The organism is Amycolatopsis sp. NPDC031561 (assembly GCF_055580625.1).
In genome coordinates, this window is record NZ_JBVILA010000012.1 from 118,527 (window position 1) to 132,639 (window position 14,113).

Below are 14,113 nucleotides of genomic sequence, written 5' to 3' on the forward strand. Positions count from 1 at the left end.
GGCGTGTGACTTCGTTGTTTCGGTGGATTCAGAGGCACAGCAGGTATTGCGTCAGCGTCGTGGAGTCAGCGAACGCGACTGATGTGCTCCGCCAGTTCGGCGGTGACCTGACGCGAAGTGCGCGGGGCGACAACAGAGACGCGGCAGAATTACACATCAATGACCCGGGGTTGTTGCCGACGTTATGGGTGCTGGATCTCGGTGCCAGGTGCTTGACTGTCGAATTTTTCAGTTCGGAGGCTTTGCGTGTTCCTGTTCTCCAGCGGGTAGCGAGAAATTCGCGCATGGTGTCGGTGGGGGTGAATGAGAACGCGGAGCATCGGCTGGCCTACACCGATAGCATGAGGATGATCGGGCCCTTTCCCGCTCCGGTACGCGCCATGCCGGAATGGAGCCGGCTCGAACAGGTCGCCGCTCGCACGGGGGTCTCCCTCGACGGGTGGTCCGATGACCAGGTTCCCGCCAGTTCGATCGAGTTCCTGGGCCGTGTGTGCGGGCGACCGGTCGATGACGAGCTCATGAGCCGGTCCGGCCTGGTCAGCGTTATTCTCCCGGTGCTGCCGCATGCATTTTCCGAAGACGGCCCGGTCAGGTCCCAGGCCGAGGCTCGGTTGACCGCGGTCGCCGATTCCGCCGGCGCCGAGCAGTTGCGACCTGCGGTCGCCCGGCAGGTGCAGCGGATGTTGCGCGAGGCACAGGTGGAGTCGGACATGATCCGTTCCGCGATCGATGAAGCCGGTGACCGCGCGGTGGAGGTGGCCGACGACTCTCCGGCGGGACGCGATGTGCGGGAACTGATCGCCGGGCAGTACCTCCTGCTGGCAGGAGCCGTGACAGCCCGGCCCTCCCGAGGCTCGCGGCGGCCGTCACAGCCTGACCACGAGCTGGTGCACGCGCGTGTCGCCGCCGGTGTGGTGGCCGCCGCGCTGCTGCGCGGCGGCCCACGCGCGGCGCTACTGGAGATGCTGCACCGCAGGACCGGGGCGGCGTGGCAGCAGGACCTGATCGGCGACCTCGCCGCGGTCACGCCCGCACCGGAAGCGGCCGCCACGGCTTCGGCGCGCCTCGAGGAGCATCACGGTCGGCGTGCCAGGTCGCGGGAGGTGCCGCAGGCGTGGCTCGCCGACCGTGACGACGAGGGCGCGACGCCGGCACGATCCGAACCCCTGGGAGAGATCCGGATCGCGCCTCAGACGTTCCAGCGGGAGACCGACGACTAGTTGTAGACGGCGACCCAGTAGGGATCGCCATCGATCAGGCGAGCGTCGTTGGTCACGACACCGAGGGTGCTACCGACGAGAGAGTTCTGGTCGAGCGGCACGTGGGCACGCAGGCAGCGTTCTTTCCCGGTCATCCGGATCGCCTCGTAGTACCACTCGCCGTCGTCACCGTTGAACCAGGGCATCACCTCGGCGCAGTCTTTGCCGGTCAGGCCCAGGGAGCCACCGCTTTGCCTGGCCCGAGCGAACGCGAACTCGTCGCAGCTGTCATCACGGACATCGGGTCGCTTCACCCAGGTGCCGTCCTCGCAGATCTTGCGGCGGTTGGCTTCCGCGGCACCTTCGTCAGCGAGCCGGTTGAGCGGGACCGTGCGCCCGAAACCGTCCGGCAGGTTGTACTGCGCGACAAGGATGCCGATCGCGGCGGCCTGGTGAGTGGAGACCGAGACCGGCACTTCAGGCACGAACAGCGGAATCACGCAGCCGCGGAAGCTGGACACCAGGTCGTCACAGCGGAACAGATTGTCGGACAGACGCCACGTACCAGGCCCCAGCGGCGTGGTGCCGGGAGGCGGCTGAACGGTCAGCGTGTAGCTGGTGCTGAAGAAGATCGCTTTGTTGATCGCGGCCTCGCCGCTGTAGCGGAAGAAGGCGTCCTCGGTCTCGCCGCGCGTGAACGTTTCCAGTGTGAACCCGGTCCCGTCCGAGGTGCCGCACGTGCCCGAACACTTCGCGGTCAACGTCGCCACCGGCGACGTGAGCACACCGGTAGACGAGATCAGCGTGACCGCGGTGTTGTCCTCGACGTCGACCCGGGTCGGGAAGAGATCGATCTCGTGGGAGATCTCGAAGGTCGCGGTGCCGAGAACGGCGCCGTTGGGCACCTGCACGACACTCCAATTGGACAGCAGACCGTGGACGCATGCCGCGTTCCGTGTCACCCACACAGTCCGGGACGCTGCCCCGCTGCACCACGCCGCCAGCATGCCATCGGCACTGGAACTCTGGGCGGCCTCGGGGAATGATGCGTCGTCGCGGCAGAGCACCTGCCGCGCCCCGGACCTGGCGTAACCGGCCAGGTTCGCCCGGACCGTCGAGCAGTCGGGCTGAGCCGCCGCCACCGAACCGACCGCCTCCGGCGGCCGCGGTTTCTGATCGGTCAGGCCGCTGGTGATCGTGTCCAGGCTGACCAACCTCGACCGGTCCGGCCCCGCCGTGTCGGCCGACGCGATGACAGGAGGCACGGCGAGCGCGACCGTGGCGACGACCGACAACGCCACAGCACATCTTCGTAGCTTCATACAGTTCTCCACCCTCAGTTCTCAGATATCTGACTAATACAGGAACGTGGATGTCACCCGCGGTTGAACATGGGACAGACTCTCTGGCGACGCCTTTGAAAGAAACGACGTGAGCGTGCAGCACGACTATCAATATTCGGCACGCATGACACTCGTATGCCGGAAATCCACCGGCATACGGATAGGCAACACGGAATATGACTTCGCCCAGAACGCAGGACCAAGCCGCTTTCTCGTCAGCCTCGCGAAAGGCTTTCGCTTCCCCAGTTGATGACCGTCAAATCCCCCTTGATTGGCCGATGTCGACCCTACTAATCACTGTGTTAGCTGTAAACGGAGACCTTGATCCGTCACCTGAATGGCCGCACACCGGCCCAACCTGGCATTTTCAGCCGATGTACGCAAAGCTTCTTCACCACGCCACTGAATGCGATTTCCGAAAAACCAAGAACGGCGTGTTGCGAAACGCCGGGATTGGATCGAACGACAGATACGCGAGCTGCTTAATGCTCGTGCAGCCGGAAACTGCGACGTTCACCAGGTGGCCACCCGCAGAGACGAGCTCTCGACCGGCGTGGCCAACGGACAGACGATTGGCGACCTCGCCGGCTGGTTCAGCCTCGCCATACACAGCCTGCGCCGTGGGTGGCGCTTGTTCGACCACCGGTGTGAGGGCCGCTGATCACCAAACTTGGATCAAGAATGGTCGCGAACCCAACACAGCGGGACAGCGACGCAAAGGGCCCAGCGCTTCGAGCGCTGGGGGCGGCGCTGGTGTCAGCACCGCCACCCAGCCGGGTACCCACCCAGCCCAAGCGAGTCTCGGGCGCGCGGATCATCGCATCGAGCACTGACAATCCCGACAGATCACCGCCAACGCACTCTGCCAGGGCCCATGCGCCGTGGGTTCGTCATGAACACACTGTGGCCGCCGCCAGCCCGAACACGCCCAGACGCCACTAAACCCGTTGCTTCACAACAGAAAACGGGAATCAGAACAGGCACTCAGCCGCATTGGAACTCGACCGCGACGGGCCGGTCCGGGCAGGTGGGACAGACGAAGAGGTACACGTCGCCACAGTCACCGAGCATCAGGTCCAGCCTGCCCGGCTCGTTGTCAGGGACGGGGATGATCTCCTCCTCGACCGACTCGGGCACCACGGACTGGCCCAGCATGGTGAACGTCGTGGGATCGAACTGCTCGTCCACCCCGATCGAGGTGCTGGTGGTGCGGCCGTCGGCCAGCGCGAACCGCACCCGCTTCTCGAACTTGGTCCAGGCCAGCGCTTCCACCGGAAGCCAGGTCTTCCACGACCTGCTGCCGGATTCGGCGGTGGCCACGGTGAGCAGGTGCGCCATCTGGTGTCCCTGGGCGCATTCCGGCCAGACGGGGTCCTGAATCCAGGAGATCCAGCCGCCGATCTTCGTGCCCGGCGCGGCCGACAGGTTCTCGTTGTAGCCCCAGTCCTGATCCTTTTCCCACTTCTCGATCCGCTCGCGCAGCTCGTCGGAAGACAGATCGGCCAACTCGGGGAACTCCCTCACCCGGTCCGGGGTGATCCGGCAGGGGGCGGGCAGGTAGCAGTCATCGCTGAGTTCGCTGTTCGGCTCGGGTGCGGTGGCGACCTCGGACACGGTCGCCGCCGTCCGCCAGTGGACCTCGGGCCTCGGGGCGTAGTGGGGCTCGTGGTCGATCGGGCACCACAGCACCTGGCACACATCGGTTCCCTCGGGAAACGGCAGCTCCGGAAGATCGCGCGCGTAGAACTGCGCGATGGCTACCATGGGCAGCGCCATGGCCGGGTTCTCGGCGTATTCCGCGCGCCGGAACTCGCGGATCTCGGCCTCGAGCGCCTGGAACTCCGGATAGAGCGGACCGACCGCGGCGTGCTCACCCGCGCGCGCGAGTTCGTTCAGCCGCTCGCCGAGCTCGTCCCGGCGCCGCTGCACTTCCCGGCCTTCGGCGCTGGCCAGCGGACGTGGATCGTCGTGATCGACGGTGCACACCGGCCACGGTTCGTCCGCCGGCCACAACAAGGGCCCGCCGAGCGAGGACTCCTGCGGTGTCACCTCGCCCTGCCACGGGTGTAACCGCACCGCGGTCCGCGCCAGCCCGGCCAGTTCCGGGAACAGCACCGCGAGGTCGACCGGCTTGTCCGGCGTCGTGAACGTCATGAAAACCTCCCCAGATCGCTACTTGAGCACATTCAACACGGCCCTGGCGGAACGAGAAACGCCCAGGACTCCCTGGCGTCTTAGCACTGGTAAGGACGTCAAGCAGTTCAACGTGTATCTGTCGACGGACTTGATTCGCCAGCTCAAGCACCACGCGGTCGACACCGGGCAGTCGCTGTCGGGTCTCGTGACCGACGCGCTGCGCCGGCACCTCGCGAAGGCAGCAGGCAACGACGACATCGTTGAACCAGAAGGAGGCTGAACAGCCCAAGCTGCCCGAGTCCGCGCAGCGCTCCATCCGCCGCCGCGCCGCCGGGGAAGTCTCCCTGGCCGACCTCGCCGAGGAATACAGCGTCGGCCACTCCACCATCCACCGCGTCATCCACCGCACCCCAGCCACTGAGCAGCGAAACACGGAAGGAACACCAGCGTGAACGACGACGAATCCAGGAGGGTCGTACAGCTGGGCCAGCGGCGTCCCCACGACCCGGACGCTCCGCGGCTGAAGAACAACCACGGGCCCGTACACACGAGTGAAACCCACGAAGACGACCTCATTCAGGTGCTCACGTTCGAGGGCACCGACGAAGCCGACGTCCTGCACGCGGCCGACACGTGGAAGGCCGAACACCCCTACGTCCGCGTCATCGCGACGAACTGGAAAGGGGATCTGCTCTACGAGATCGACGAAGAGGTCGCCAGCGCGCCTGGCTTCACCCCGCGACATCGTTTCGAGCTCATCATCGACCGCACCATCGAACGTGACGAGCGCCGCCGATCAGGCCGCACCTGAGCAGCTACAATGCTCTACTTTGCACCTGGCCGTAGCTTCGGGAGTCCTGGGCCTACTCCGAGCTCGTCCGAGGCCTGGCTGTCTCCGCGATCCCCCGGGCAGGGCTGGAGAAGATCGCTGCCGCGCTCAACGCCGAGGGACTCCCACCGGCCGACTCGATGGTCACCCTGCTGCTCGACACTGCCGGGGAGACCCGGCTCTTGCAGCTGTACCGGGCCACCCACGACGATGTCGATCATCCCACCGACTGCTGAACCGTCGTGTCATCCCGTCGACGCCGCGTCCATGCTCAGATCAGCCCGTAGTCGTGAAGCCGCAGGGTCACCACGAGAAGGCCGCCGGCACCGAGCGCGGGCCGCCAGATCAGCTTGAGTACCAGGAACGCGTCCGCGCGCTGTCGTTCATCTGGCCGGGACAACGACAGGTGAGCGGCGTAGCCGACCAGCGCGGCGACGAACACGGAGTATGCACCGAAAAACCAGGGCCACATGAGTCTCGGATCCCTTCACCAGGAACGGCGGTACGAAGGAGAACGAGAACCCTTACTCTTTTCGGGTCGTTCCACATAATCACCAAATCAGGGCTTCATCGAGGTCGGAGCCACGTCAAACCACCCACTTCTGGGCTTTCGTCGACGTCGGGGCCACGTCAACGGGTCGGTGAATCGCCGAAAAGTCGTCGGATCGCATGCTGGCTGATCGGGTCGCGGTCGACGGGACGACCGAGGTTCGCGAGGTGTGCGTCGGTCTCCCAGCCCTCACCAGAGACCCCGGCATCGACCTCATGCCGACACGGTCGCGGACTCGGTGACCCCAGAAGTCCTACCTGCGCCCAAAATCTCGTACACACCGGGTCCGTGGCGAGTGGAGCGGTGGTGATCGTGAAGCCCTCGCAGCGGGCGCGGGCCGCCGCGACGAGGACGCGCCCGACACCGCGACGCCGGCGGGACTCGGCGACCTCGAGGTGCTGCACGACCGCCCGTTTGCACGTTCCGCACAGGGCGAGCTCGATATAGCCGTGGACCTCGCCCTGGTGCATCAGCTGAATCTGACCCACCCCGGTCGGGACGTCCGGGGCCACGACCACAAGCGCGATCTTCAGCCCGTCGACCTCGTCCGGGCGCTTCTGCGCCGACGTCGACGGGTTGATCGTGATCCACTCCCCCGCCTCCGGGCCGCCCGCGGCCCGGAGGCGGTGCAGACGAACGACGACGTGCCGTACCAGTGCGAGAAGCCCGCCACCACCCCGGCCACGGACAACTCGCAGCCCCACGGGCAGCGCGTGCTCGCCGACGCCGACCGCGACGGCCGCATCGGCACATCCTCAGGCGGAATCGTGTCGAACACACGTATGACTCTAATGGCCTAGAGTCGCGGTGTGGAGACGAAATCGGGAGCCAGGAAGTGTTCGAAATGCCATAACCGCGACGCGGGGCCCGGTGGTGTGCTGTGCCCGCAGTGCCTCACCACGCTTCAGGCCGCTCACGACAACTACTGGCCCGACCCCGGCGTGGGTACGGCGCCCATCGACGAGCCTGCGGCCGCCGAGCCAGGTGCCGCTCCGGCCGAGAACGCAACCGCCTGACGGTCGGGATTCGCCCGCACGGCCGATGGTTCCCGCCGGTCAGGGCTGCGACCGTGGAGATCATGGTCGTGTCCGAGGAACCGTCGACGCTGTTCGCGCTCCCGTTCACGCGCGAGACCGCGCGGGAACCGCTGGGGCCGTTCCGGCGCCGGCTGACCCACCACCGCCCTGGCGCCGAACCCGATGAACCGGACACTCCGCAGTCCTGGGCGGCCTCGCACACTGGTGCCCGCGGCCGCGCCCCGTCCGGCACGATCCACTTGGTCACCGGCGACTGGCTCCCCGTCTGCGGTGCCGGCCTGAACGGTTGGGATCCTCGCGGTCTGCAGGCGACCACCGACCCGGTGACCTGCGTTCGCTGTGGCGGTATCGAGCAGCGCCGACATCCCGAGGCCCAGCTTGCCTTGTTTTGAACTGGTGCCAGGCACCTCCGCCGAGGTCGCCACCACCTCGCCGAGATAGTGCTTCCTGCTGGCTAGAAGCAAGCAGGGGTCAGTCCGCGAAACGCGGACTGACCCCTGGCGTACCCACCCAGCGAGCAGAGGTATGCCTTCAGCAGGTGCTCCAGACCGACGCCGGCATGATGGACAGCGAAGTCGAGGGACTCGCTGCGGCCGAACACTTCGAAGGCGGCTTGCATCCAGCGTCGTGAGGATGACTGGAGTGACTTCTGGTCCATGGGGCCTGAGATTAGGCAAGGCCGCGGAACCGGAAATTGGTACCGCAGCACGGCCGTATACGTGGTACTGAGGTGAAGGTGGCGATGCTCGCCTTCGCAGCCAGGGCCGGCCGGTCGTAGCGGGCCCGGCGATCAGGTGGTGATGACCGGTATGCCGAGGTTGACCGGGCCGGCGGGTTGCCGGTCGCGCATCCGGTCCAGGCTGACCAGCTTGCGGCTGGCTGCTTCCAAGCTGACGTTCAAGCCCTCGATCTCGCCCAGCCAGCCGCTGAGTTTCGCTTCCTGAACTCGGTCCCACAGGTTGGCGATGATCTCGACCAGCCGCGGTCGGCTGCGCGGGTCGAGGCGGAGGCTCGGGCAGCGGATGCAGGCTTCTCTGAACTACGAGTTGATCAGCTTAGGGCGGGCAAGATGCGACACTGGGGGCCATCGTGAGGTCTTCCCGAGCTTGAGTGCTCGTGCGCGCTCTCCGGCGTTCTCTGGGCGGATCCGCTCGGCTAGGCAGTGCCGGTGGGCGATGACACTGTGGCTTCCTGGACCGTCGTTGCTGCGCGCGTCGAGGACGAGGGCATCGCCGCCTGGACTTACCGTGGCCTGTTCACCGCAGAAGTCGCAGGGCCAGGCCAACGATTCCAGATCGGCAGGGCGGATGCTGAGACGCACTGACACCGGGGGATGCCAGCGATGGATCTGCTCGATCACCGCATCAATCTGCGAGCCGATCGGTGGAAAGCGCGCGAGTAGCTCGTCATGGCTGCTCGTGACTCGGGAGAACTGCTCGATCATGTCGATGGAGGCCGACAGACCGATGTCCTCGTGCCCAGCAATCTCGACGAGCAGCCCCCATGGCTGGTGGCTAAGGATCTTGGCCTGGACCTTCTGGCCGGGCATGAGCGCCAGGCTTTCCGTCTCGAATCTGTCCGTCAACTGCGTCTCTAGTTTCTGATCTTCTGGATCTGCCGGACGGGTTTGTGCTCACGTTTCGTCAGCGTTGACTGCCATGCTCAGTTCCCCCACAGCGTCGTCGTAGTGGAGGCGGTCGAACTGGAATGGTCCAAACGCGGTGTAGTCGCGCGCTGGACTGTGGGGTTGCTCGAAGGCGTCCCAGATCACCAAGTCGTCTGTCGTGGTGATCTGGGCCATGAGCGGCCAGCAGCCCCACTCGCCGCACTCGCACCCGAGCAAGGGTGTCTTCGGCCCCTTCAAGTCGGTCGACCGTCCGTGGAAGTGGTCCTCCATCGGACCGAACCGGAAGTACTGCGGGACGAGGCCGCCGTAGGCGTCGCCCGCCAGCTGCATCCCAGCGTCAGTCTCGAACTCGTCAATCAGGTTGGTGAGCGGCGTGCCATCGACGCGCGGCACGACCTCGAGCACGCCAAGATCGTCGCGACGCCGGCAGTCGAACTGGATCTCATTGCTGGCCACGGTCTGATTCTCCCAGGCTAATCCCTCCTGCCACCTCCCAGCTCGGTGTGGCCGGTGAGGTCATCCTCCCAGCGAGCTGGGCGAAGCTGGGCATGCCGAGGTTGGTCGGACTGGCCCGCCGCTGGAGTGGCTTCGATCTGGGTGAGCTTGTCCTTGACGCCGCTGTAGCTGACCTGCAGGCCCTCGACTTCGCCGAGCCAACCTTCGCGCTTTGCTTCGATGATGCGGGCTTCAAGGTTGTCGCGGATCTCTTCCAACCTGGCGCGTTGCGCGGGATCCGGTCGCAGGAGCGAGCATCTCACACAAGCTTCTCCGCGCTTCCAGCGTCTCGGTCCGGGAGATCGTCATGACAGCTTCCCTCCAAACAGGACGCCCAGGTCCTCGGCGTCGTAGCCGACCGCGACCGGCGCCGGTGGTTGCTGGGCGCGGTGTTCGCGCTCAGCCAGATGTCGCTGAACTCGGCGGATGACCTGTGCTTCGTCCTCGACGGTGTAGACGTCGGCGGTGGTGGCTAGATGGGCGTGGCCGAGGATGACCTGCACGTCCCGCATCGAGAGGTCCTTGTCGCGAGCCATGCGCAACGAGGCGGTGTGTCGTTGGTCGTGCATCGTCCAGTTCGTGCCGAGCAGCGCGTTGACCCGACGCCAGACCGCGCGCAGGGCCTCGTAGTTCATCGGCTGCCGCCGCAGACCGTCGCCGTGGTCGCGGCGACGAAGAGTCCACCAGATCAGATCGTTGGGGTCGAGCGGCTCGCCGAGGTCGGCCAGGTAGAGGCGCAGCCAGACGAACGACTCCGCGCTGGCCGGCAACCACTGCTCAGCTTCGGTGCCCTTGCGGACCACCCGCACGAGCTGGTCGCCCCAATCCAGGTCGACCCCGCGGACACCAAGCAGCTCGGACGCGCGAGCCGCGCAGCTGACGTCCATCGACTGCAGCGCCCGGTCCCGGTTCGAGCGCAGCCTGCCGAACACGTCCTCCCAGCAGTTATCGGACATCTCCCGAGGCCGCCGTTTCGGCAGCTTCGGGTTGTACCGGATCTTTCCCTCCGGCCGGAACGGCTCCAGCGGGTTGTGGTGCGCGTTCGGCCGTCGGCCGCGGTGACGACGTTCGAGCTGGACTGGGTTGATCAGCGGGCCCTCGCGGACGTCCTCGATCCAGTACTCGTAGAACGCCCGGATCACCGCATTGGAGTGGCGGATGGTGCGCGGTTCGTACTGGTCATCGAGGTGTCGCTTGCGGGTGATCGGGTTGATCGTGCCCGCCGTGGCTGCCGACACCGTCCGCAGTGCCCGGCGTGGCTTGGTCGCCTGCTTCAGCCACAACACCAGGTCGCGTACCTCAGCGGGTGTTGCTTATCCCACTCGACATCGACAGCTCGCAGCCACCTTCTCTGCACTTGTCAAGTTGATCACGCGTGATTGCTTGCGGAGGCGGAGGCGCTGCCGTGGTTCGTGCGCAGTTCGGGCACGCAGACCAACGGCAACATCCGCTCATGCCGATGACCGCGCGCTGAAGATCGCTGAAGCTGTCCAGCTGCGACGAGTGGGTTCGAGCTTTGTCGGGCGGCGGGTTCTCGTGGTGGTGGTGTGGGCACCTGCCTGAACGACGTTTCAGCGGAGCGGAGCGGGTCGGGGCGTGGGCAGATTGGCGTGCTGTTGGCCGTCGCGGCGGTGCTGTTCGCATTGGCGGCACGCGGCGGTTCGACGTCGCCGACGACCGAGTGCTGCGATGGCAGGCGGGTATGCATATCGCACCCGGTCAAGCCGGTGTGTCCGGGACGGCAGCCGCCGTGGGCCGACACTCAACAACCACCGACCACAGTCTCAAGCCAGGCCGTCACCCACGCGAAAAGTCCAGGCTAACAGTCCTGCTCAGACGGAGTCGCCTCGGTTCCGTTAGCGAGCTCCTCACTCTCGCGCAGCCAGAGATCATCGTTTATCTTGATCACAAGCGCAACCAGTAGTTTGAGCGCGGTGATGTAGGTACGGTAGTGCTCCTCTTCATCCGCGACGTCAAGAATTGCGCCATGCAGGTACCTGTTGCGCAGGTTCAGGCCGTCGCTGAAGTCCTGATGATTGAGGCAGTAGTTGAAGTAGTTCGCTTCAGGCTTAGACAAAAGCGACTCGGCCTGCACAAGCCAACCCTTTGTGACCATCTCATCGATTGCTTCGCGCGCACCTTTGCGGTGATGGTAGTAACTTGCCGCTTCCAATTCGTAGAGATCGCGCAGCACCACAAACTGGTCGGCACTTGCTAGTCGGATATGGCCTCCAGTGTTCTCGGCCACGCCGTGCGCGATTAGGTAGTCGACTTGATCCTTCTGGTATTCATGGAAGTCATCATAAAAAACATCGTGCTCGATGAGTAGTCGAGCACCGTTGTCAGCCCTGAGGCCTTCATTTATGTACCCCAAGCCGGACTGATCCGAGAAGAGTAGGTGCATGAGGTTGTGGATGTTTGGACTCTCGCCTGCATAGACGTACTTGCCGACCAAGCAGCTCGGCACGTCTCGGTACTTGACCTGGGTCGACATCATCGCCAGCAGCTCAGGGTCAAACTCGCCATTCTCCACGTAGAGCGAGAACTGCATGACGATACTTTCCATCTCGGCGAACAGATGCCGACTCTTCTCAAGGTATGTTGCAGTCCTACTTGAAGGCGCGAACCGTAGATTCGCCACGCCAAAACTATCTCTCAAGTAGTCCGCGAAGAACCACGCGATTACCGACTCAAGCTCAACATCGTTGTGTCTGAGAAGTCGCTCATACATGGAGACCTGCAGGAAGGAACTCTGCTCCTTAAGGCGAAAGGCGAAACCTGCTGGATAAGCATCCTTTCCTAAGGTTCCCATCACGCGCTCAATCGCTCCGACTTCCGCCTGATACGAGGGCAGCGTCAACAGCATGTGACGATCTACGAACCCGAACACATAGAGAAAGTTGTTGAGGATCGTAGGGTAATCGAGGTTCTCATCGAACCACTCGCGACTGTAGGAGTAATTCGTCACGAGCCCGTCCCTTGATGCCTCCACAGGCTCATCTTGCCCCTTGGTAACAGTAACTTCGCAACCGATCACCATTCCGCCACCGCTAGACTCAAAGAACTCCTTCGTCCATCGTTCATGCTTGCGCTTCGCTTTGAGCTTCATCTTCTCGTCGATTCCAGCAGCTGCGTTGACGCGCGCGACGGAGACCAGCTCGAGAAGATTCGGATGCGCCTCCTTGCTATCTATGTACGCGTCAAGCAGTGCGCGCTTGTCTGAACTCTTCAAGCTCTGCGGCAAGTACATCTGTGAGCGGCCATCACCGCTGAGATGTAGCCGAATCACATGCTCAGCGTTGGCCACGTTCGAAACAATACGCGTACGTATCTCTTCATCGTAAACCCGCACAAGTCTTCCGCACGAGAGCATCGTGCCCGTACTGACGTTCAGGCTGCCTAGGGCTGCCAGCACAGTCGCGGCGGAGCAACGGCTGTAGACCTTGTGTCGTGACAGGAGTTCCAGCAAGTCCGCGTGATACTCATGACTGACCCCTGCGGTCCGACAACTCAGCGTTTCGTCGGTCAGAGAGTCAAAGAATCTGGACTCGACTTCATGCAATCCGGGAATGAGCGCCTTAAATGCCGCGCGCTGCTCCTCGGAAAAGGATGCAGGAAAGTATCCGTGCTCCACGAAGAGTCGGGAATTATACAGTTCGAGAACGTCAGAAGCAGTGTACGTCGTGACTGATGCGTCGAACCGACCAAGAACCTCAGCTGCGCGTCCCGCCTGGAAATAGTTTCCGAGGTCCGTTGGACCAAAGAACTTCAGACGTCGATGTGGCGCAGGTTCGGTGGTCATTCTTCTTACTATACTAGATTCGTACCTCGGAGTCGGCCACCTCCGAGGTGGGTTACTCGGTTCAGCATCCGTCCGCCCCTGCGATGCATGACGCCTTTGAGTTCCCATGTCATGGTTCGTCGATCATGCCTGTGGGCTCACCCTCAGCTTCGGCGTGTGAGTAGTCGCCTAGAACTTCTGCACCGTTACATATCCGATCGCTCTGCGTGAACGCACTCTCATGCCGCTGATCGGGTTCTTCGGACGCCTGCGATGGACGGGGACCCACCGGGCGATGAGGTGGCTTTCAAGTCCATGAAACCGGTTACCGTTTGGTTGGCGTTCAAGGCACTTGGGCGCGCCAGTAGGCAAGCGCCTCACGTGTCGCCACGGCATCAGGGTGTTCAACGCCGAGCACTCGTTCGCGGACCGGCAGGAGCTCGCCGAGGAGATCGCAAGCACTTGCCGCATCCCCGGCACGACCGGTCCAGCCGGCGAAATCGTTCCGAGTCGACAGGGTGACCGGATGGTCTGCGCCCAGGATTCGCGCACGAACGGGAAGAAGCACGGCCAATCTATCGCGAGCGCCTGCCGGGTTTCCTGCTTGGCCGGTCCAGTAGGCCAGGTGACTCTCCACGAGCAACGTCCGGGGGTGTTCAAGACCGAGCACTCGTTGCCGAATCGGCAGGAGCTCGGCGAACAGGTCATGGGCGGCGGCCGCGTCGCCCGTTTCGCCGGCAAGACGGGCCAACGTGCTCCGGATGGCCAGTACCGCGGGGTGCTCGGGGCCCAGTGCTCGTTCGCTTGTGGGCAAGAGTTCTCTTGTCTGGTCGCGCGCGGCGACGGGATCGCCGGCGTGCCCCGTCCAGCTTGCGAGGTCGTGCCGGGTCGTCAGGGTGGCCGGGTGTTCAGGGCCGACCATGCGCTCTTGCACGGGGAGCAGGTCGCGGAGCAAATCGCGGGCCATGGCCGGATCACCGGCGTGCCCGGTCCAGTAAGCGAGTTCGTGGCGGGTGGTGAGGGTGGCCGGGTGTTCAGGGCCGACCATGCGCTCTTGCACGGGGAGCAGGTCGCGGAGCAAATCGCGGGCCATGGCCGGATCACCGGCGTGCCCGG

The 14,113-nt window shown here is 64.4% G+C and carries 15 protein-coding genes; 5 read left to right on the forward strand and 10 right to left on the reverse strand.

All coding sequences use genetic code 11. The annotated features are described in order from the left end of the window. Nucleotides 1-380 precede the first annotated feature (380 nt). Nucleotides 381-1,220: a hypothetical protein gene (locus tag ACZ5IK_RS23795; protein ID WP_465489657.1), complete on the forward strand. Its 840-nt coding sequence runs from the start codon at nt 381-383 to the stop codon at nt 1,218-1,220. Here the strand turns inward: ACZ5IK_RS23795 and ACZ5IK_RS23800 are convergent. After that, complete coding sequence (locus ACZ5IK_RS23800; RefSeq protein WP_465489658.1) at nt 1,217-2,521, reverse strand: hypothetical protein; 1,305 nt, start codon at nt 2,519-2,521, stop codon at nt 1,217-1,219. The two genes, ACZ5IK_RS23795 and ACZ5IK_RS23800, sit on opposite strands and share 4 nt — an antisense overlap. A 1,005-nt stretch (nt 2,522-3,526) precedes the next feature. Continuing rightward, entirely contained in the window at nt 3,527-4,696 is a 1,170-nt protein-coding gene (locus ACZ5IK_RS23805) for a YwqG family protein (protein ID WP_465489659.1), read from the reverse strand. On the opposite strand from ACZ5IK_RS23805, the gene ACZ5IK_RS23810 reads away from it, so the two are divergent. Genes ACZ5IK_RS23810 through ACZ5IK_RS23820 form a run of 3 tightly spaced genes read left to right on the forward strand, consistent with a single transcriptional unit; the run spans nt 4,674 to nt 5,489 of the window. Then, a complete protein-coding gene (locus ACZ5IK_RS23810; RefSeq protein ID WP_465489660.1) occupies nt 4,674-4,958 on the forward strand; it encodes a ribbon-helix-helix domain-containing protein in 285 nt (94 codons plus the stop codon). The genes ACZ5IK_RS23805 and ACZ5IK_RS23810 overlap by 23 nt on opposite strands. Then, entirely contained in the window at nt 4,939-5,130 is a 192-nt protein-coding gene (locus ACZ5IK_RS23815) for a hypothetical protein (RefSeq protein ID WP_465489661.1), read from the forward strand. The genes ACZ5IK_RS23810 and ACZ5IK_RS23815 overlap by 20 nt, the downstream gene beginning before the upstream one ends. Beyond that, nucleotides 5,127-5,489 (forward strand): hypothetical protein, encoded by a 363-nt coding sequence (locus ACZ5IK_RS23820; protein WP_465489662.1) that lies wholly within the window; start codon nt 5,127-5,129, stop codon nt 5,487-5,489. Before ACZ5IK_RS23815 ends, ACZ5IK_RS23820 begins: the two co-directional genes overlap by 4 nt. Before the next feature lie 289 nt (nt 5,490-5,778). Here ACZ5IK_RS23820 and ACZ5IK_RS23825 read toward each other — a convergent pair whose 3' ends face one another. Continuing rightward, nucleotides 5,779-5,979, reverse strand: a complete 201-nt coding sequence (locus ACZ5IK_RS23825; RefSeq protein ID WP_465489663.1) for a hypothetical protein — start codon at nt 5,977-5,979, stop codon at nt 5,779-5,781. A gap of 158 nt (nt 5,980-6,137) precedes the next feature. Beyond that, a complete protein-coding gene (locus ACZ5IK_RS23830) occupies nt 6,138-6,761 on the reverse strand; it encodes a GNAT family N-acetyltransferase (RefSeq protein ID WP_465489664.1) in 624 nt (207 codons plus the stop codon). 374 nt (nt 6,762-7,135) lie between these two features. Between ACZ5IK_RS23830 and ACZ5IK_RS23835 the strand changes: the two genes are divergently transcribed. Beyond that, the gene (locus ACZ5IK_RS23835) at nt 7,136-7,486 is read left to right on the forward strand and encodes a hypothetical protein (protein WP_465489665.1); all 351 of its coding nucleotides are present in this window, start codon (nt 7,136-7,138) and stop codon (nt 7,484-7,486) included. A 647-nt stretch (nt 7,487-8,133) separates the two neighbouring features. Here ACZ5IK_RS23835 and ACZ5IK_RS23840 read toward each other — a convergent pair. The 6 genes from ACZ5IK_RS23840 to ACZ5IK_RS23865 all read right to left on the reverse strand — a co-directional run. Then, a complete protein-coding gene (locus ACZ5IK_RS23840; RefSeq protein WP_465489666.1) occupies nt 8,134-8,643 on the reverse strand; it encodes a hypothetical protein in 510 nt (169 codons plus the stop codon). Nucleotides 8,644-8,727: 84 nt separating this feature from the next. Next, nucleotides 8,728-9,177, reverse strand: coding sequence for a hypothetical protein (locus ACZ5IK_RS23845; RefSeq protein WP_465489667.1), 450 nt, complete (start codon nt 9,175-9,177; stop codon nt 8,728-8,730). Nucleotides 9,178-9,194: 17 nt separating this feature from the next. Beyond that, on the reverse strand, nt 9,195-9,434 hold the full coding sequence (locus tag ACZ5IK_RS23850; RefSeq protein WP_465489668.1) for a hypothetical protein: 240 nt from the start codon (nt 9,432-9,434) through the stop codon (nt 9,195-9,197). 87 nt (nt 9,435-9,521) lie between these two features. Beyond that, on the reverse strand, nt 9,522-10,502 hold the full coding sequence (locus ACZ5IK_RS23855) for a tyrosine-type recombinase/integrase (protein ID WP_465489669.1): 981 nt from the start codon (nt 10,500-10,502) through the stop codon (nt 9,522-9,524). A gap of 533 nt (nt 10,503-11,035) precedes the next feature. Then, nucleotides 11,036-13,018, reverse strand: coding sequence for a hypothetical protein (locus tag ACZ5IK_RS23860; protein WP_465489670.1), 1,983 nt, complete (start codon nt 13,016-13,018; stop codon nt 11,036-11,038). A 322-nt stretch (nt 13,019-13,340) separates the two neighbouring features. After that, a partial coding sequence (locus ACZ5IK_RS23865) for a tetratricopeptide repeat protein (protein WP_465489671.1) occupies nt 13,341-14,113 on the reverse strand: 773 nt, incomplete at its 5' end.